This is a genomic window from Rhizobium sullae, from assembly GCF_025200715.1.
GTDB classification, from domain to species: Bacteria; Pseudomonadota; Alphaproteobacteria; order Rhizobiales; family Rhizobiaceae; genus Rhizobium; species Rhizobium sullae.
On sequence record NZ_CP104143.1, the window covers coordinates 896,318 to 913,518 of the forward strand.

At 60.2% G+C, this 17,201-nt stretch carries 16 protein-coding genes; 7 read left to right on the plus strand and 9 right to left on the minus strand.

The features are described from left to right. Positions 1 to 58 precede the first annotated feature (58 nt). The 3 genes from rpsR to N2599_RS04490 form a co-directional block, all read right to left on the minus strand. A complete protein-coding gene (gene rpsR, locus N2599_RS04480) occupies positions 59 to 307 on the minus strand; it encodes a 30S ribosomal protein S18 (RefSeq protein ID WP_027507384.1) in 249 nt (82 codons plus the stop codon). Between the two features lie 13 nt (positions 308 to 320). Continuing rightward, positions 321 to 791 (minus strand): 30S ribosomal protein S6, encoded by a 471-nt coding sequence (gene rpsF, locus N2599_RS04485; RefSeq protein ID WP_027507383.1) that lies wholly within the window; start codon positions 789 to 791, stop codon positions 321 to 323. 1,035 nt (positions 792 to 1,826) lie between these two features. Continuing rightward, positions 1,827 to 2,870 (minus strand): aldo/keto reductase, encoded by a 1,044-nt coding sequence (locus tag N2599_RS04490; RefSeq protein ID WP_027507381.1) that lies wholly within the window; start codon positions 2,868 to 2,870, stop codon positions 1,827 to 1,829. Positions 2,871 to 3,071: 201 nt separating this feature from the next. Here N2599_RS04490 and fabD point away from each other — a divergent pair, with 201 nt between their 5' ends. The 7 genes from fabD (at position 3,072) to gmk (ending at position 9,565) form a co-directional block, all read left to right on the plus strand. Then, on the plus strand, positions 3,072 to 4,016 hold the full coding sequence (fabD, locus tag N2599_RS04495) for an ACP S-malonyltransferase (protein WP_027507380.1): 945 nt from the start codon (positions 3,072 to 3,074) through the stop codon (positions 4,014 to 4,016). Positions 4,017 to 4,046: 30 nt separating this feature from the next. After that, positions 4,047 to 4,784 carry a 3-oxoacyl-[acyl-carrier-protein] reductase gene (gene fabG / locus N2599_RS04500; RefSeq protein WP_027507379.1) on the plus strand — a complete coding sequence of 246 codons (738 nt, stop codon included), beginning with the start codon at positions 4,047 to 4,049 and terminating at the stop codon, positions 4,782 to 4,784. A 287-nt stretch (positions 4,785 to 5,071) separates the two neighbouring features. Beyond that, positions 5,072 to 5,308 (plus strand): acyl carrier protein, encoded by a 237-nt coding sequence (locus N2599_RS04505; protein ID WP_027507378.1) that lies wholly within the window; start codon positions 5,072 to 5,074, stop codon positions 5,306 to 5,308. Between the two features lie 88 nt (positions 5,309 to 5,396). Continuing rightward, positions 5,397 to 6,659: a beta-ketoacyl-ACP synthase II gene (fabF, locus tag N2599_RS04510; RefSeq protein ID WP_027507377.1), complete on the plus strand. Its 1,263-nt coding sequence runs from the start codon at positions 5,397 to 5,399 to the stop codon at positions 6,657 to 6,659. Positions 6,660 to 6,776: 117 nt separating this feature from the next. Beyond that, on the plus strand, positions 6,777 to 7,997 hold the full coding sequence (gene mltG, locus N2599_RS04515; protein WP_027507376.1) for an endolytic transglycosylase MltG: 1,221 nt from the start codon (positions 6,777 to 6,779) through the stop codon (positions 7,995 to 7,997). Positions 7,998 to 8,011: 14 nt separating this feature from the next. After that, a complete protein-coding gene (locus N2599_RS04520; RefSeq protein ID WP_027507375.1) occupies positions 8,012 to 8,899 on the plus strand; it encodes a YicC/YloC family endoribonuclease in 888 nt (295 codons plus the stop codon). 3 nt (positions 8,900 to 8,902) lie between these two features. Continuing rightward, on the plus strand, positions 8,903 to 9,565 hold the full coding sequence (gene gmk / locus N2599_RS04525) for a guanylate kinase (RefSeq protein WP_027507374.1): 663 nt from the start codon (positions 8,903 to 8,905) through the stop codon (positions 9,563 to 9,565). Here the strand turns inward: gmk and rsmA are convergent. The 6 genes from rsmA to lptF form a co-directional block, all read right to left on the minus strand. Continuing rightward, a complete protein-coding gene (rsmA, locus tag N2599_RS04530) occupies positions 9,562 to 10,389 on the minus strand; it encodes a 16S rRNA (adenine(1518)-N(6)/adenine(1519)-N(6))-dimethyltransferase RsmA (protein ID WP_027507373.1) in 828 nt (275 codons plus the stop codon). The two genes, gmk and rsmA, sit on opposite strands and share 4 nt — an antisense overlap. Continuing rightward, positions 10,389 to 11,411, minus strand: a complete 1,023-nt coding sequence (pdxA, locus tag N2599_RS04535; RefSeq protein ID WP_027507372.1) for a 4-hydroxythreonine-4-phosphate dehydrogenase PdxA — start codon at positions 11,409 to 11,411, stop codon at positions 10,389 to 10,391. Before pdxA ends, rsmA begins: the two co-directional genes overlap by 1 nt. Positions 11,412 to 11,416: 5 nt before the next feature. Continuing rightward, positions 11,417 to 12,367, minus strand: coding sequence for a SurA N-terminal domain-containing protein (locus N2599_RS04540; RefSeq protein ID WP_027507371.1), 951 nt, complete (start codon positions 12,365 to 12,367; stop codon positions 11,417 to 11,419). 174 nt (positions 12,368 to 12,541) lie between these two features. After that, positions 12,542 to 14,899, minus strand: a complete 2,358-nt coding sequence (locus N2599_RS04545; protein WP_027507370.1) for an LPS-assembly protein LptD — start codon at positions 14,897 to 14,899, stop codon at positions 12,542 to 12,544. After that, positions 14,899 to 15,987, minus strand: a complete 1,089-nt coding sequence (gene lptG / locus N2599_RS04550) for an LPS export ABC transporter permease LptG (protein ID WP_027507369.1) — start codon at positions 15,985 to 15,987, stop codon at positions 14,899 to 14,901. Before lptG ends, N2599_RS04545 begins: the two co-directional genes overlap by 1 nt. Then, positions 15,984 to 17,162 carry an LPS export ABC transporter permease LptF gene (lptF, locus tag N2599_RS04555; RefSeq protein ID WP_027507368.1) on the minus strand — a complete coding sequence of 393 codons (1,179 nt, stop codon included), beginning with the start codon at positions 17,160 to 17,162 and terminating at the stop codon, positions 15,984 to 15,986. The genes lptG and lptF overlap by 4 nt, the downstream gene beginning before the upstream one ends. Positions 17,163 to 17,201: the final 39 nt, after the last annotated feature.

The following is a 17,201-nucleotide window of genomic DNA, read 5'->3' on the forward strand; positions in this document are numbered from 1 at the left end:
CGCGGAAGGGAGGAGGGAAGGCATCGCTGCCTTCCCTCAATTCAACTGCGTCAGCCGATTAGGCGAGGACGTAAGGCAGCAGGCCGAGGAAGCGGGCGCGCTTGATCGCCTGGGCGAGCTCGCGCTGCTTCTTCTGCGAAACAGCCGTGATGCGGGACGGAACGATCTTGCCGCGCTCGGAAATGTAGCGCTGCAGGAGACGCACGTCCTTGTAGTCGATTCGCGGAGCGTTTGCGCCGGAGAACGGGCAGGTCTTGCGGCGGCGATGGAACGGGCGGCGGACCGGAGCGGAGGAAGCTTCAGACATATCTCAAATCTCCTTATACGCGGTCTTCGCGCGGACGGCGCGGACGGTCTTCACGGTCGCCGAAGCCACCTTCACGCGGCGGGCGAGGACCACGGTCGCGATCACCGAAGCCGCCTTCGCGCGGGCCACGGGCGCCGTCACGCGGGCCGCGGTCGTCACGGTCGCGCTTCTGCATCATGGCCGACGGGCCTTCTTCGTGCTTTTCGACAGCGATCGTCATGTAGCGCAGGACGTCTTCGCTGATGCGCATCTGGCGTTCCATTTCCTGGACGGCAGCCGGCGGAGCATCGATGTCCATCAGGGCGTAGTGAGCCTTGCGGTTCTTCTTGATGCGGTAGGTGAGGGACTTGAGGCCCCAGTTTTCGATGCGCCCGACTTTACCGCCGTTAGCTTCGATCACGCCCTTGTACTGTTCTACGAGGGCATCGACCTGCTGAGCGGAAATATCCTGCCGGGCAAGGAATACATGTTCATAAAGAGCCATGACAGCTTTGCCTTTCTTGCGTTGGTTCAACCCGAACTTCGGCGGCTAAGCCTCAACGACTGCTCCTGACGGGCTGAGCCCAGGCAAGAAAAGCGTTTCCGAGACGGTCGAGAGCGGAGACACGGGAGGCTGGAACGCTTCCGTTCCGAACGATTTCCACAGAAACCGGCCCTCCGTTCAGCCACCAGCCAGAAGACCGGGTTTGCGAACAGGGGCGCTTATACGGGTTTTTCGGCAGAAGGCAAGAGCACCGCGACAAAGAGGCAAATTCCCTTCGCGCACAGTTGAGGGCAGTCGCGTATCGCAACGTGTGTTGGTTTTCGACGTGTGTCCGATCTTCGGCCAGCGACGAAAGGAGAAGTTCGACCCTTCTCTGCCAGTCCTTCGGAGCATTGAAGCCGTGACCCAATGCGGTCTTTCAGCTGCGAGCGTCGCCTGCTGGAGCTGCGTTAGTCAGTCGAAGGCCAATGGTATTTTTAACGGAGCGCTAATATACTTGGACGCTTGAACGAGCCGCGCCGCCAAATGATTGAGGAATGCCATGCGAAGGTTCATCTTCACGGCAATCTGTATCGCCGCCGCAACGGCCGCGAACGCCCATGATTGGTACGAAGGCACGATTGACCCACAGACGAAATTCAAGTGTTGCGGCGGTTCTGATTGCCGCGCCATACCTCCGTCTTCAGTGCGGTCCAGGGTAGATGGTGGTTACACTTATTTGCCGCATAATTTCACCATCCCACGGGACCGTGTACAGGAATCCCCGGACGGCCAATACCATATCTGCGAGAGTACCTACGTCGTAACTAACCAGCTGTATTGGCGTTGCTTTTTCGCACCTCGTGTCAATGTCTCAATGACGGCTGACCACCCTCCTTGACAATGCGGCTGTACGCACCGAATCCGCATGCGCTAACGGGAAAGTGGAATCCACCGCCGGTCACGAAAGCCGCCGCGGCATCCGCGTTGACGGCTCAGTGACCTGACCCGTCGGGTGGAACTTCGGTGATGTACGCTGCTGGCAGGCTCACGCCCTCACATCGGCATCGGATACTGTCGGCGAACCTTCTCGATCTCGGAGAGGACATCGCTCGAAAGGTTCACCTGGACGGCGCTCAGGTCGATCTTCAGCTGCTCCATCGTCGTCGCGCCGATGATGACGGAGGTCATGAAGGGGCGGGTGAGGCAGAAGGCAAGCGCCATGGTGGAGGGATCGAGACCGTATTTCGCGGCGATCTCGACATAGGCTTTGGTTGGTGCTTCCTGGAGCGGTTGAAGGCGGCCGCCGAGATTTCCGTTGATCGAGGCGCGTGAGCCGGCGGGTCTGGCGCCGTTCAGGTACTTGCCGCTGAGAAGGCCAGCCGCAAGCGGCGAATAGGCGAGCAGGCCGACGTCCTCGTGATGCGACAGCTCCGCCATGTCCAGATCGAAGTGGCGGTAAAGCAGGCTGTACTCGTTCTGGACGCTTGCGACGCGCGGCAGGTTCTTCTCTTCGGAGAGCGTCAGGTATTTCTGCGTGCCCCAGGCCGTTTCGTTGGAGAGCCCGAAGGCGCGGATATTGCCGGCCTTCTGCAGGTCGTCCATCGTCTCCAGGATTTCCGCCATGTTGGCAAGCGCCTTTTCACGATCCTGCCCGAAGGGATCGTAGGTCCAGTTCTGGCGGAAATGGAAATGGCCGCGGTTCGGCCAGTGTATTTGGTAGAGATCGACGTAGTCTGTCTTCAGCCGCTTCAGGCTGGCTTCCAGCGCGAGGCGAATGTTCTTGGCGTCTGCGCCTTCGCCGTTGCGGAGGTAGTCGCGGCCCTCGCCGGAGACCTTGGTTGCCAGCACGATGTCCTTGCGCTTGCCCGTCCTTGAAAACCAACTGCCGATATAGTCCTCGGTGCGTCCTTGCGTTTCCGGCGAGACCGGGGTCGTCGGATAGAGTTCGGCGGTATCGAAGAAGTTGACACCCTTCTCGACCGCGTAATCCATCTGCGCGTGCGCTTCGGCTTCGGTGTTCTGTGTGCCCCAGGTCATGGTGCCGAGGCAGATTTGCGAAACGGAAATATCGGTACGGCCTAATCGATTCAACTTCATTGGATACCTTGAAAATGGATGAGCGGACATGTCCGGGGAGGGCGGCGCAAATCTAGGCGCGAATTGCGCAAGCGCAAGGAAAAAATTGGGGCTTTTCGCGCCGGCAAAGGCTCTGGAGACCCTGGCGCGGCTATTGACTCTCCCGGCAAGAACGTCAATTGGAGGCGAAATAGTCCAAATGACATAATAAGGGACATATAGATGACCGTCGCTTTCACATTTCCCGGCCAGGGCAGCCAGGCCGTTGGCATGGGCAAGGAACTCGCGGAAAACTATGCCGAAGCCCGTGCCGTCTTCGAAGAGGTTGACGATGCGCTCGGCGAACAGCTCTCGACGGTCATGTTCGAAGGCCCGGAAGATACGCTGACGCTCACGGCCAATGCTCAGCCGGCGTTGATGGCGGTATCGCTCGCGGTTATTCGTGTCCTTCAGGCGAAGGGTCTCGATCTCAAGTCAAAGGTGTCCTTCGTCGCCGGCCATTCGCTTGGCGAATACTCCGCGCTCTGTGCCGCCGGCACCTTCTCGCTTGCCGACACCGCGCGTCTGCTGCGTATTCGCGGCAACGCCATGCAGGCGGCAGTCCCTGTCGGCGTCGGCGCCATGGCGGCAATCATCGGTCTGGAACATGCCGACGTGGTTGCAGTGTGCGAAGCCGCGTCGGTCGAAGGTGCCTGCCAGATCGCCAACGACAATGGCGGCGGCCAGATCGTCATTTCCGGTGAAAAGGCAGCCGTCGAAAAAGGCGCGGCACTTGCGACCGAAAAGGGCGCCAAGCGCGCGATCCTGCTGCCGGTTTCCGCTCCCTTCCACTCTTCGCTGATGGCGCCGGCCGCAGATGCGATGCGCGAAGCGCTCGCAGGCGTTTCGAAGTCCAACCCGGTCGTGCCGCTGATTGCCAACGTCCGCGCCGCGCCGGTGACGGATGCCGGCGAGATCGCCAGGCTGCTTGTTGAGCAGGTCACCGGCCAGGTCCGCTGGCGCGAAACGGTGGAATGGTTTGCCGCAAACAATGTCACGACGCTTTATGAGCTCGGCTCCGGCAAGGTTCTGACAGGCCTTGCGCGCCGTATCGACAAGACGGTGAACGGCATCACCGTCAATACGCCCGCCGATATCGACGCGGCCGTTGCCGCCCTCATGGCCTGATTGGTTTCACCAAATATAAGGAACGCATCCATGCTCGATCTTTCCGGCCGCAAGGCGCTCGTCACCGGTGCATCCGGCGGCATCGGCGAGGAAATCGCCCGCATTCTCCACAAACAGGGCGCCGTCGTAGGCCTTCACGGCACGCGCGTCGAAAAGCTCCAAGCGCTGGCGGGCGAACTTGGCGATCGCGTCAAGATATTCCCGGCGAACCTTTCCGATCGTGACGAGGTCAAGGCGCTCGGCGTCAAGGCCGAAGCCGAGCTCGAAGGCGTCGATATCCTGGTGAACAACGCAGGCATCACCAAGGACGGCCTCTTCGTTCGCATGAGCGACGAGGACTGGGACAGCGTCATCGAGGTCAATCTGACGGCAATGTTCCGCCTGACGCGTGAACTGACACATCCGATGATGCGCCGCCGCTACGGCCGCATCATCAACATTACGTCCGTGGTCGGCGTTACCGGCAACCCGGGACAGGCAAACTACTGCGCCTCCAAGGCGGGTATGATCGGCTTTACCAAGTCTCTTGCCCAGGAGATCGCGACCCGCAACGTGACCGTCAACTGCGTCGCGCCTGGCTTCATCGAATCCACCATGACCGGTAAGCTGAACGACAAGCAGAAGGAAGCGATCATGGGCGCGATCCCGATGAAGCGCATGGGAACAGGCGCCGAAGTCGCGTCGGCAGTCGCCTACCTTGCCTCCTCGGAAGCTGGCTACATGACGGGTCAGACACTGCACGTAAACGGCGGCATGGCCATGATCTGAAACGGAAAACCGGCCCTGTTCGCGTTTTTCGCCGGAATAGCGTGTTGAGCAATCGAACGGGGTTGATTTTCAGGCTTTGCGGCAGACATAAACCGTGTTAAGCGGGCCATGACTGTCACAGTCGTTCCGGGAAACAAGGCGGACCGGCGGGCTTTTTGCCAGCATGGGACATCTTCGAGAGCCGGGCTAACGAGTTTGCTGAAAGTGCCGAGAGGGCGCCGAAGGCTGAAGCAGGGTAGGGATGCCGGAAGGCATTCTCATCAGGATATAAGGTCGAGGAAACCGACATGAGCGATATCGCAGAACGCGTAAAGAAAATTGTTATTGATCATCTTGGCGTCGACGCCGAGAAGGTTGTCGAGGGCGCCAGCTTTATCGACGATCTGGGCGCTGACTCGCTCGACACGGTCGAACTGGTCATGGCCTTCGAAGAAGAATTCGGCGTGGAAATTCCGGACGATGCAGCAGACTCGATCCTCACGGTCGGCGACGCAGTAAAGTTCATTGAAAAGGCCCAGGCTTAATCCTGTGTGATTTTCAAAGGGCGGGCCATGAGTCCGCCCTTTTTGTTTGTGCATTGCGTTAACGAAAGAACAGGCGGGGAAGCTGTCGATGAGACGGGTCGTCATCACTGGTACCGGCATGGTATCACCCTTGGGATGCGGAACTGACGTGACGTGGTCGCGGCTGCTCGCCGGACGCAGCGGCGCTCGTCTTGTCACCGAATTCGAGGTGGGCGACCTTCCTGCCAAGATCGCCTGCCGCATTCCGGTTGGCGACGGCACCGACGGCACGTTCAACCAGGATGACTGGATGGAGCCGAAGGAGCAGCGCAAGGTCGATCCCTTCATCATCTTCGGCATGGCCGCCGCCGACATGGCACTGAACGACGCCAACTGGCATCCTGACAATGATGAGGATCAAATCGCGACCGGCGTGCTGATCGGCTCAGGCATCGGCGGCATCGAGGGCATCGTAGAAGCGGGCTATACGCTGCGTGATAAGGGTCCGCGCCGCATCTCGCCCTTCTTCATCCCCGGCCGTCTGATCAACCTCGTATCCGGTCAGGTCTCTATCCGCCACAAGCTCAGAGGGCCGAACCACTCGGTCGTCACCGCCTGTTCGACCGGCGCCCACGCCATCGGCGATGCCGCCCGTATGATCGCGCTCGGGGACGCAGATGTCATGGTCGCGGGTGGAACGGAATCGCCGGTCAGCCGCATCTCGCTCGCGGGCTTCGCGGCTTGCAAGGCGCTTTCTACGCAGCACAATGACGATCCTGAGAAGGCGTCGCGTCCCTACGACCGTGACCGCGACGGCTTCGTCATGGGCGAGGGAGCTGGCATCGTCATTCTCGAAGAGTTGGAACATGCCAAGGCGCGCGGCGCAAAGATTTATGCGGAAGTCGTCGGCTACGGCCTCTCGGGCGACGCCTATCATATCACCGCACCGGCGGAAGACGGCGACGGCGCGCAGCGCTGCATGGCCATGGCACTGAAGCGCGCCGGATTGACCTCTGCGGATGTCGATTACATCAACGCGCACGGCACGTCGACCATGGCCGATACGATCGAGCTTGGCGCTGTCGAGCGTCTGGTCGGCAACGCGGCGTCAAAGATTTCGATGTCTTCGACAAAGTCGGCGACCGGTCATCTGCTGGGGGCTGCAGGCGCCATCGAGGCGATCTTTGCGACGCTTGCGATCCGCGACAACGTCGCCCCGCCGACGCTCAATCTCGATAATCCCGAGCGAGAAACCGCCATCGATCTCGTTCCACACAAGGCTCGTCAGCGAGAAATCAATGTCGCACTCTCGAATTCCTTCGGATTCGGGGGTACGAATGCATCGCTGGTGCTGCGCCGCTACACCGCCTGACGGCGGTTTTTGAAGCGACAGGAGGACGGGCCAGTACCTTCGGGAGGATGGCCCTACCTGCTTTTTGCCGTATTGCTTCTTAAAACAGCGGACAGGGCCAAGTTTAGAGGATTGCCGGTGAGCGATACGAATCAGAGCAACGACGCGGCGGGCCACAACAGCCAGCCTGCGCAGAATGGGCCGATCATTCCGAAGTCGCCCAATGAAGCGCTGCGCCCGGAACGCGTTCCGGAGCCGCCGAAGCGCTCGAAGAAGGCGCGCAGCCAGGTCGTCATCTTCCTGAATTTCCTGATGACGATGGTCGTGCTTGCCTGCGCCGCCGGCATCTTCGCGTTCTATTACGCGATCTCCAGCTACCAGGAACCCGGTCCGCTGGAGACGAACACCAATTTCATCGTGCGCAGCGGCGCCGGTCTTTCGGAGATCGCCACCAATCTCGAGCGCAACAACATCGTCTCCGATGCCCGCATCTTCCGCTACCTCACGGCGACGTACCTGAAAGAGGGCGAGAGCCTGAAGGCCGGTGAATACGAGATCAAGGCGAAGGCTTCCATGAACGACATCATGGAACTGCTGAAGTCCGGCAAATCGATCCTCTATTCGATCTCCTTCCCGGAGGGCCTGACGGTGCGCCAGATGTTCAACCGCATGAACGGGGATACCGTCCTCGAAGGCGAGCTGCCGACGGCGCTGCCACCCGAAGGCAGCCTGCGTCCCGACACCTACAAGTTCTCCCGCGGCACGAAACGCCCCGAGATCATCGACCAGATGGCCGCGGCACAGACGAAGCTCGTCGATCAGATCTGGGAGAAGCGCGATCCTTCGGTCTCGCTGAAATCCAGGGAAGAGTTCGTGATACTCGCTTCGATCGTCGAGAAGGAGACAGGTATTCCGGATGAGCGCGCGCACGTCGCGTCCGTTTTCCTCAACCGGCTCGCCAAAGGCATGCGGCTTCAGTCCGATCCGACGATCATCTACGGCCTCTTCGGTGGCGACGGAAAGCCCGCCGACCGGCCGATCTTCCTGTCGGACCTGAAGAAGGAAACGCCTTACAACACTTACCTGATCAAGGGCCTGCCGCCGACGCCGATCGCAAATCCCGGCCGCGATGCCCTGGAAGCAGTTGCTAATCCGTGGAAGACGGCGGATCTCTATTTCGTTGCCGATGGCACCGGCGGCCACGTTTTTGCGGCGACGCTTGAAGAACACAATGCCAATGTCAAGCGCTGGCGCAAGCTTGCAGCTGACAAGGGCGCCGATCCGAATATCGTGGTCGACGGCCAGCCGGAAGCTCAGGCCGAGCCGCCGGCTCAGCAGAAGAAAAAGAAGACGAATTGATTTCGGAGGCTCGGATGGCTTTGCAGTCCATGACTGGTTTTGCGCGGCGCGAGGGAACGAGCGGCCGCTGGCGCTGGGCATGGGAACTGCGGTCGGTCAACGGCAAGGGGCTTGACCTGCGGCTTCGCCTGCCGCCCGGCCTCGAGCGCATGGAAACCGATGTCCGCCGTGTCACGGGCGAACAGTTCAGCCGCGGCAACATGCAGGTCAACCTCTCGGTCTCGGCCGGCGAGAACCGCTTCGAAACTGTTCTCAACCAGGAAGCGCTGGCCAACGTGCTCGCCATGCGCGACCAGCTTGCAGGCGTCATCGATCCGGCGCCGCTGACCCTCGATACACTGCTTTCCATCCGCGGGCTCGTTGAGTTTCGCGAGACTGAGGACAGCGAGGCAGAGATCGCCGCGCGCGATTCAGACATCACCAACGGCCTGTTCGCCGCGCTCGCCGACCTCAAGCATATGCGGGAGCAGGAGGGCGCCGCGCTGTCCCGCGTGCTGCTCAATCACGTCTCGACGATCGAAGACCTGACGCATGCGATCGAGCGCGACCCGTCGCGCACGCCGCAGGAGATTTCCTCGCGCATCAAGGCGCAGGTTGCCTTGCTGATGGACGGGATAGGCGCGCTTGACCGCGACAGGCTGCATGCGGAAGCGGCGTTGCTCGCGACCAAGGCCGATCTTCGCGAAGAGATCGACCGGCTGAAGGCGCATGTCGCGGCTGCGCGCGATCTGTTGGGCCGCGGTGGTCCGGTCGGCCGCAAGCTCGATTTCCTTGCACAGGAATTTAACCGCGAATCGAATACTATCTGTTCCAAGTCGAATGCCTCGGCGGTTACGGCTGCCGGCATCGAACTGAAAGTCGTCATCGACCAGTTCCGCGAACAGGTCCAGAATCTGGAGTAGGACATGAAACCGGCGAAAGCTTCGCCCGTTCCGATCGCCCGCCGCGGTCTGATGCTCGTCATCTCGTCGCCGTCGGGCGCGGGCAAGTCGACGATCGCAAGGACGCTGCTGGCACAGGACAAGCAGATCGGCCTCTCCGTCAGCGTGACGACCCGCCAGCGGCGCCCGAGCGAGGTCGAGGGCATTCATTACCATTTCAAGAGCATTCGCGAATTCGAGCGGCTGCGCGATTCCGATGCGCTGCTGGAATGGGCCGAAGTGCACGGCAATTTCTACGGCACGCCGCGCGAGCCGGTGGAAGCTGCGATGGCCGAAGGCCGCGACATGCTTTTCGATATCGACTGGCAGGGCGCCCAGCAGTTGCAGGAGAAGATGTCGGCAGACGTCGTGTCGATCTTCGTCCTGCCGCCGACGATGACTGAATTGCAGTCGCGCCTTCACCGGCGTGCCGAAGATTCGGAAGAGGTCATCGCCCAGCGCCTTTCCAATTCACGCGCCGAGATCTCCCATTGGCGGGAATATGACTATGTCATCGTCAACGACGACCTCGACACCGCCTTCGACGCCGTCCAGTCGATCGTGAAGGCCGAACGCCTGCGCCGCGACCGGCGGCACGGCATCTACGATTTCGTCACCAAATTGCTGGAAGAAACGCCCGCTCTCTAAAGCGAATTCGCAAGCAGGCAGAATTCCTCGACGGAAAGCGTTTCTGCGCGGCGCTGCGGATCGATGCCTACCTTATTGAGCAGGCTCTCGCCGCCCAGCGGCTTGAGGCTCTGGCGTAGCATCTTGCGCCGCTGACCGAAGGCAGCATGCGTTACTCTTTCAAGGTTGGCGACGGCGCAGGGGATGGGGTTTTCCTTCGGCGTCAGATGCACCACCGTCGACGTCACCTTCGGCGGCGGCGTGAAGGCCTGCGGCGAGACGTCGAAGGCCATGTACGCATCGGTCCTCCAGCCGCAAAGCACGCCGAGCCGACCATAGTGGTCGTCGTCCTGTGCGGCGACGATACGCTCACCAACTTCCTTCTGGAACATTAGCGTCAGGGAATCCCAGAACGGCGGCCATTCCTTTGGCAGCAGCCAGTTCACCAGCAGTTGCGTGCCGACATTGTAGGGAAGATTGGCGATGATCTTGACAGGTCCCTCGGGCGCCAGCGCCTCGAAATCGGTCTTCAGCGCATCGCCGCCCATAACCTCGAGCCGGTCAGGGTAGTGGTCCGATATTTCCGCTAGCGCGGGCAGGCATCGCGGATCACGCTCGACGGCAATCACCTTCTTCGCCCCTAGCGCCAGGATGGCACGCGTCAGCCCACCGGGTCCAGGGCCTACCTCGAAGACGGTACAGCCTTCCAGCGATCCTGCCGTGCGTGCCACTTTCTGCGTCAGGTTGAGGTCGAGAAGGAAGTTTTGCCCGAGCGCCTTGCGTGCATCGAGGCCGTGACGCTGGATCACGTCCCGAAGCGGCGGCAGACCATCGAGTGCGGCCATCAGCGATGTTCCGCCGAACGACTGAGATGGGCTGCAAGCTTGAGGGCGGCAATCAGGCTCTGTTCGCGCGCAAGGCCCTTACCGGCAATACCGAATGCCGTTCCGTGATCCGGCGATGTCCGCACGAAGGGCAGGCCGAGCGTCACATTGACGGAATCGTCGAAGCCAAGGGCCTTGACCGGGATCAGGGCCTGATCGTGATACATGCAGACCGCGACATCATACCGGGCGCGGGCCTCGTCGTGGAACATGGTATCGGCGGGAAGGGGGCCGATCGCGTCGATGCCCTCGGAGCGAAGAAGCTGTATGGCGGGATGAATGATGTCTTCGTCCTCGCGTCCCATCGTTCCGCTTTCGCCAGCATGCGGATTGAGACCGGCGACGGCAAGGCGCGGTCTCTCGATGCCGAAGCGCTTTCGGAGGTCGGCGTGTGCGATGCGGCACGTTTCCACAATCAGTTCGCCGCTCAGAGCCTGGGGAACGTCCTTGATCGGGATATGAATGGTAACCGGGATCGCCCGCAGCTTGGGGCCCGCCAGCATCATAACGGGCCTGACCGGTTTGCCGGTCGCGCGGGTAGCGAGATCGGCAAGAAATTCAGTATGTCCGGGAAATTTGAAGCCAGCCTCGTAAAGGACGGCTTTGGCGATGGGATTGGTGACGACGCCTGCCGCCTCGCCTTTGACGACCAGCGATACGGCGGTTTCGATCGCGGCAATCGTAGCAGGCGCCGTCGCGACATGCGGCTCGCCGGCGGCCACTTCGACGCCGGCAGGAATTGGCAGGACGGGCAGGGCATCGGCAAAGACATCCGGAGCCGTTGCAGCGCTCGCCTCAGCTATCGCGACGGAAAGATCGAGCTGCCGCGCTCTTACCGCCAGCACGTCTGGGTCGCCGATCAGAAAGAAAGGTGGCAGGCCAAGCTCACGCCGCCTCAGCCAGGCCATCAGGGTTATGTCCGGGCCGATGCCGGCCGGATCGCCTTGCGTCAGCGCAAGCGGGCGCGAAAATGGGGTAGCCACGGCGGTCAGCGATAGATGATCTGCGCCTTCTTGCGCAGCTCTTCCATATATTTGGCGGCGTTTTCGTTTTCCGGCGCGCTCTTGCCGGCCTTGGCCTTGTCGAGGTCTTCCTGCCGGAAAACGATCTCAGCGGCCGTATCGTCGGACACCTCGCGCTGGCTGCAGATCGCAAGATACTCCACGCCCTTGTCCGTCACGCGGGTCGCCGTGGTATTGCCCTTGGCCTGCTCGACCAATGGCTTCCACTCGGCCGGAAGTTCGGGCGCCAGGATGCGGCCAAGTTCGCGGACCGAGACGTCGCGCATTGTTGCTGCAAAGACCTTTGCCTGTTCGCAGCCCGGATATTTCGAACGTGAGGCTTCGGCCTCGCTCTTGCGCTTGCCCGTAATGCCCTTCTTCGCTTGCGGCACCACGAAGATGATTTGCTGAAGCATGTATTCGGTCGTGACCGGTTTTTGCTTGTTGTTTTCCATCATGCGACTGACGAGATCGCTGCTCGACATGCGGGCACTCGACCCATAGCGCGCATTGACGACACGCGGCCAGCTCATTTGCACTGCAATATACTGCTTGAAATGATCGGCGCCGACCCCGGCCTGAGTGAGAACTTGGGTAAGCTGCTCGGTCGAGAGCTTGTTTCCGGATGCAAAGCGCGCAAAGGACGCATTGACGTCATCCTGGGAGACGGACATGCGCACCCGCGAGATTTCCTGACGCTTCAGGGTTTCCTCAACAAGCGATTCTTCTGCCGTCTTCGCATCGGCCTTCTGGCGCTGGAGACGAAGGAACGCCTGGCGCGTTGCGACGTCGCCTGTGGTCAGCGCCACCCCGTTGACGACGGCCTTGACTTCGCTGGCGGCAAAAGCGGAACCGCCCTGGGGCTGAACAAGCGCCCCGAGCACGCACAAGGCAGCTCCGGCAAACAGAGTTGTGACAATTTTTCTCGCGCCAATCATGTGTCAATCCTTCCCATAGACGCTGCGGCAGCAAGTGCGCGTGTACACAGCTTTGCCGAGGCCGGATACCGCCAAGCGACATCCCTATGCCTCATAACCCGATTGACGGCAATGTCCTGCATAGTGTTGCGGCGAAAGAAAGGCCCCACTTTCTTTCGCCGTCCAATGTCGCGATCAATTATTGTAGATATTCTTTTCGATATCGTCAGAATATCCAACGTTGATATCGCCAAGCGTGCGGAACGTGAGTCTGGCACCGATGCTCCAATCGCTTGCCGACTGGTCGCTCGTATCGCGTTTCGAACTATAGGCGATTGTGAAGATCGTGCATTCGTCTTCATAGGAAAGGCCGAGTGTCTTCCTGCTGACGACATCGTTGTTGAGATCCCATGCGATGCCACCGAAGACGGACCAGTAGTCCTTGAACTTGACCGTTGCCTTGGCCTGGATTTCATCGCTGTCTTCAGCAAACCCGTAGTCCGGCTGTGCGGAAATATGGGTGTAGAGAAGCTGGCTCTGGAACGTATCGGTCTGGAAACCGGTCGTCAGATCGCCGCGACGGAAGGAAAGATCCTCCTCGTCCAGGCGGTACGAGGCGGCGAAGGAAAGCCCCTGCGGCGTCTCCACACCGGCCAGTCCGACATAGTCGGAACGGGTGGTCTCGAGACCCGAATCCGCCCCCACATTCACGAGATCGTCCTCGGCAAACGAGTTCTGACCGGCAAGCTGATAGGACTGGCCGAAAATGCCGTGAAGCTTGTAGCCGTTGTCGAACGTGCCGGTGTACTGGAAGCCAATATTGGCGCGCGTGCCGCCCTCGATGCGATCGTAACCCGAGAACTTGTCACGCTCGAAAAGCGACGTCGCGTCGAAAACGAAGCTTTGCGCGTCCTCGTTGGGTAGGGCGCCTGCCAGCGGCTCGTCGGGACGGGCGTAGACTTGTGCGATCGGTTCGAAGACGTGCGTGCTGTTTGCCGTGGTCATCAGGATAGGATAGCGCGCTTCCAGGCCGGCGGTGATCATTCCGCGCGTTGCGCTTTTGCCGTCGTCGTAATTGCCGTCGTAAGTTCCAAGCACGCTTGGATCGTCCATGTTGAGCGCGAGTGCATCGCCTCGTGCGGCGATGAGAGGCGTAATAAGTACGCCCTGGGGCGTCACGAAAGTACGCTTCCATTCCAACTCGCCCGTCAGGCGGGACGTCTGTCCCTCGAGGCCTGGGAAGCGGTTTTCGCCCGCAGGGTTGAGGAAGAAGCTGTCGTGGGTGCGCGAAATATTCGTAAAGTTGACATCGAGCGACAGCTCGCCGCCGGCAAGCGGCTGCGGTGCCACGGCATGATAGTCTATCACCGGATAGACGATCGCCTGCTCTTTTTCTGCCTCGCTATCGGGATCGGCATCCTGGACGTCAAAATAGAACGATCTGATGTCGAAGTAATTCCGCTTGCCGAGACCCGTCAGATAAACCTGGTTGTTGTGGGTCGTTTCGTTGAAGCCTTTGAGTTCGTAGGTACGCGAGAAGTTATTGTCGCTCTGGACCATGACATCCCAGCCGAATGTCCAGCGGGGATTGATCTTGAACTCTGCCTGGGATCCAATCATTCCGCGGTTATCGGCTTCACGGTCGCTCGTGTCCTCGGTGAAGCTCTGCGGATGTATCTGGTTGATGCCCGCAACGCGGAGCGTATGCGTGCCGTTTTCGAAACGCTGCCGGAACTCAGCATCGAGCAGGAAGCCCTGATTCGTGTAGCCGGTGCCGCTGACTGTCAGGTCCATGCTCGGCGAGAAAACGTAGTAGTAGGGAACCGTCAGGCCGAAGCCGAGGTTCTGCGATGTGCTGAAGCTGGGGAACAGGAAGCCGGACTTTCGCTTGACCGTCTGGTCCGGAACCTCGATCCAGGGGAGGAAGGCGATCGGATGACCGAGCAGTTCGAAGCGTGCCTTCTCCAGCCGGATGGTATGTTTTTCGCCGTTCTGGATGACGCGCTCGGCCTTGACCTGCCAGAAAGGCGGGCGTTCGGGGCGTTCGGCGCAGGGAAGGCATGCCGTGTAAACGCCCTTGTTGAGGATCATCAGATTGTCGTTGACCCGCTCGCCGCTTTCAGCGGCGATGCGCGTGTTGTCCGTAGTCTCGATGCGCAGCGCATTGACGAAGCCTTCGGCGAAGTCGTCTGTCACGTCGAGCTTGTCGGAATACATGCGATTGCCGTCGGGGCTGATCAGCTCGATATTGCCGATCGCCATCATCCGGCCCGTCTTCTGGTTGTATTCCACACGCTGGGCCACCATTTTGTAGCCCGCATAGTTGATCTGTACGCCTCCGATTGCGGAGACGATCTGCTGATCGCGGTTGTAGACGAGCTCGTTGGCCGAAAGCATCATCTTCGCTTCGGGATCGACCCTCGGCTGCAGCCTCTGCAGCGTCGAATCTTGCGCGAATACGGCGGGAATGTTTCCGGAATAGCTGAGCAGAGTCGTCCCTGCGAGCAGGGCAACCAACTGTTTACTAAAAGTCTTGCGGTCGCCTGCCGCCACTAGCCGTCCTCCTGATGAAGCAGAATCGTTGCGCCGAGAGCCAATGCGACGACGACCGGAATCCAAGCCGCCACGAAAGGCGGTACGACTCCGCTGCTTCCAAATGCCTTTACAAGCACGTTGACGACATAAAGCACGAAGCCCGAAAGGATTCCACCCAGAATCACCGACCTCGACTGGTTGAACCGGCTAAATTTTAGCGACACTGTTGCAGCAATGAGAGTCATCGCGACAAGCAGCAGCGGTTGGGACAGCAATGAGTGGAATTGCGTCTCCAGTGCCTTCGTCGGAACGCCGAAGGATTTGGCAATTGCTATTCGATTGGAAAGATCAAAAAAGGCAACGGTTTCAGGCGCTGTCAACCGTTCCTGGACGAAATCCTGTTTCAGATTGGTGCGAAGTTGAAGAGTATCCTTTCGAACCGCGATTTCGCCTGGCCGGCGTTCGGTAATGTTCTTAAGAAGCCAGTAACCATCTTCCAATTTTGCCGAAGCTGCGTCCTGTCGCAGAATGACGCGGCCGGCCGAATCGAAGTGGATCAAAACGGCATCGATCAGCAGCGTCCCGTTCTCCTGAATCGTGCGCGCGCCGATGATGACGTCGTCCTGGCCGCTGATCTGGCGCAGCCAGGGAACCTGCGGCTTGTTGCTTGTTGCTTTTTCCTGGCCGCGCCAATCGGTTTCCACGAGTGCTGCCTGCCGCTGACCCCAAGCCGCGAGTGGATTGATGACGGTCATCGTCAGGATGCCGAGCAGGAAGGCGCCGGCGATGAAAGGCGACATGAACTGCCACACCGAGATGCCGGCTGCGCGCGCCACCACCAGTTCATACCTGCGGTTCAATCCGATCAGCACGGTCATCCCGACGAAGAGCGCTATGAAAGGCACGGTCTGCTGAATGATGAGCGGCAGCCTGACGGCCGTCATCAGCAGGCCTCCGGCAACTGTATAGCCCGGCAGGCCCGACATCCGGCCTGCCGTCTCACTGAAATCGATAAGGTAGACGATCGAGATGATTCCGAGGAAGAACCAGATCGTGATCGCAAGATACCGGCGGAAGAAGTAGCGTCCCAGGGTGCCGAAGATCATGCGCGGCCTCCGGGCGTTTTTCCGATTGCGGAAGGCAGCAGTCGCTCGATTCTATGCCAGATGCCGGCGGCGCGTTCTCCCACGGCGGCTGGAATCAAAAGACGCTTGTGCATGCTGAGGAAGACGATAGCGGCGATGCCGGCCACGACGGGTATCGCATACAGCACGCTGATGTAGAACGGATCCGTGTCGATCTGGTTTGCCGCGTAGAACGACGCCCAGCGCAGGGCAAAGGCAAGGGTCAGAGCCGCGACCATCGGATGGAGACGCGCCTCGCGATGCGACCGCGCGTCACCGGCGACCGCCAGCGCAATCAGCGCAAAAACGAAAGGCAGAACCCAATCGCTGAGCCGACGGTGAAGTTCAGCGCGGTACGACCCCGGCTTGGCGATGTAATCCTTGTCGGCAGGATCCGGATTGAACAGGAAGGCCAGATCGCGGTCGCTGGCCCGAAGCGTCGCCTGCCCGCGGTTCTGCGTCAGATCGGAGAGATCGAAGGAATAGGAGTCGAATTTGATGATGGAGACGTTGCCGTCACGGGCTTTGCGCTGAACCTCGCCGTCGCGCATGATGAGTGATGTTCCCGCATCGTCGACCGCGCCCTCGCGTGCGTAATAGATCATGTCGAAGGCGGGATCGCGCTCGTCGACGACGAACAGGCCCCTCAGCACGCGGCCTGCCAACCGTTCCGAAATCTGCACGTAGAGACCTTCATCGATCCTGCGGAAGTTCTTCTCTTCGATGACGGTGGACAGCAGATCGGCATAGGCTGCCGCGATCATCTGGCGCGCGCCGGTCTTAGCCTTCGGCTCGACGACGTTGTCGACGAAGAACGAGAATATGCTTATCACGGCCGCAAGCAGCAGGATCGGGCGGATGATGATGTTCCGTTTTGCGCCGGCCGCATCGATAACGGTCAGCTCCGAATCGTTGTTCATCGTCGTCAGCGTCTGAGTGACGCCGATCACAATGGCGAAGGGCAGGACGACAGGAATGATCGATGGCAGGATCAGCGTCGCAAGCTTGGCGAACGAGCCAATCGACTGACCGCTATCGGTGACCAGGTTGATACGCTGCAGGACCTGGGTCGTCCATATGATCGCGAGCACCGGCAGCAGCGCTACGAGAAACATCTGGCCGACGCGCCGCAATATGTAGATCTCTAGTAGTTTCATGCCTGCCCTTGAAAGCACCTGCGAAGCGGAGGCATCGCA

Excerpts from the sequence above, each read along its gene's own strand:
- rpsF (WP_027507383.1), bottom strand. The coding sequence starts at position 791 with ATGGCTCTTTATGAACATGTATTCCTTGCCCGGCAGGATATTTCCGCT.
- lptG (WP_027507369.1), bottom strand. The coding sequence starts at position 15,987 with ATGATCTTCGGCACCCTGGGACGCTACTTCTTCCGCCGGTATCTTGCG.
- rpsR (WP_027507384.1), bottom strand. The coding sequence starts at position 307 with ATGTCTGAAGCTTCCTCCGCTCCGGTCCGCCGCCCGTTCCATCGCCGC.
- N2599_RS04490 (WP_027507381.1), bottom strand. The coding sequence starts at position 2,870 with ATGAAGTTGAATCGATTAGGCCGTACCGATATTTCCGTTTCGCAAATC.
- gmk (WP_027507374.1), top strand. The coding sequence starts at position 8,903 with ATGAAACCGGCGAAAGCTTCGCCCGTTCCGATCGCCCGCCGCGGTCTG.
- lptF (WP_027507368.1), bottom strand. The coding sequence starts at position 17,162 with ATGAAACTACTAGAGATCTACATATTGCGGCGCGTCGGCCAGATGTTT.
- fabD (WP_027507380.1), top strand. The coding sequence starts at position 3,072 with ATGACCGTCGCTTTCACATTTCCCGGCCAGGGCAGCCAGGCCGTTGGC.
- fabF (WP_027507377.1), top strand. The coding sequence starts at position 5,397 with ATGAGACGGGTCGTCATCACTGGTACCGGCATGGTATCACCCTTGGGA.
- N2599_RS04520 (WP_027507375.1), top strand. The coding sequence starts at position 8,012 with ATGGCTTTGCAGTCCATGACTGGTTTTGCGCGGCGCGAGGGAACGAGC.
- N2599_RS04505 (WP_027507378.1), top strand. The coding sequence starts at position 5,072 with ATGAGCGATATCGCAGAACGCGTAAAGAAAATTGTTATTGATCATCTT.
- fabG (WP_027507379.1), top strand. The coding sequence starts at position 4,047 with ATGCTCGATCTTTCCGGCCGCAAGGCGCTCGTCACCGGTGCATCCGGC.
- N2599_RS04540 (WP_027507371.1), bottom strand. The coding sequence starts at position 12,367 with ATGATTGGCGCGAGAAAAATTGTCACAACTCTGTTTGCCGGAGCTGCC.
- rsmA (WP_027507373.1), bottom strand. The coding sequence starts at position 10,389 with ATGGCCGCACTCGATGGTCTGCCGCCGCTTCGGGACGTGATCCAGCGT.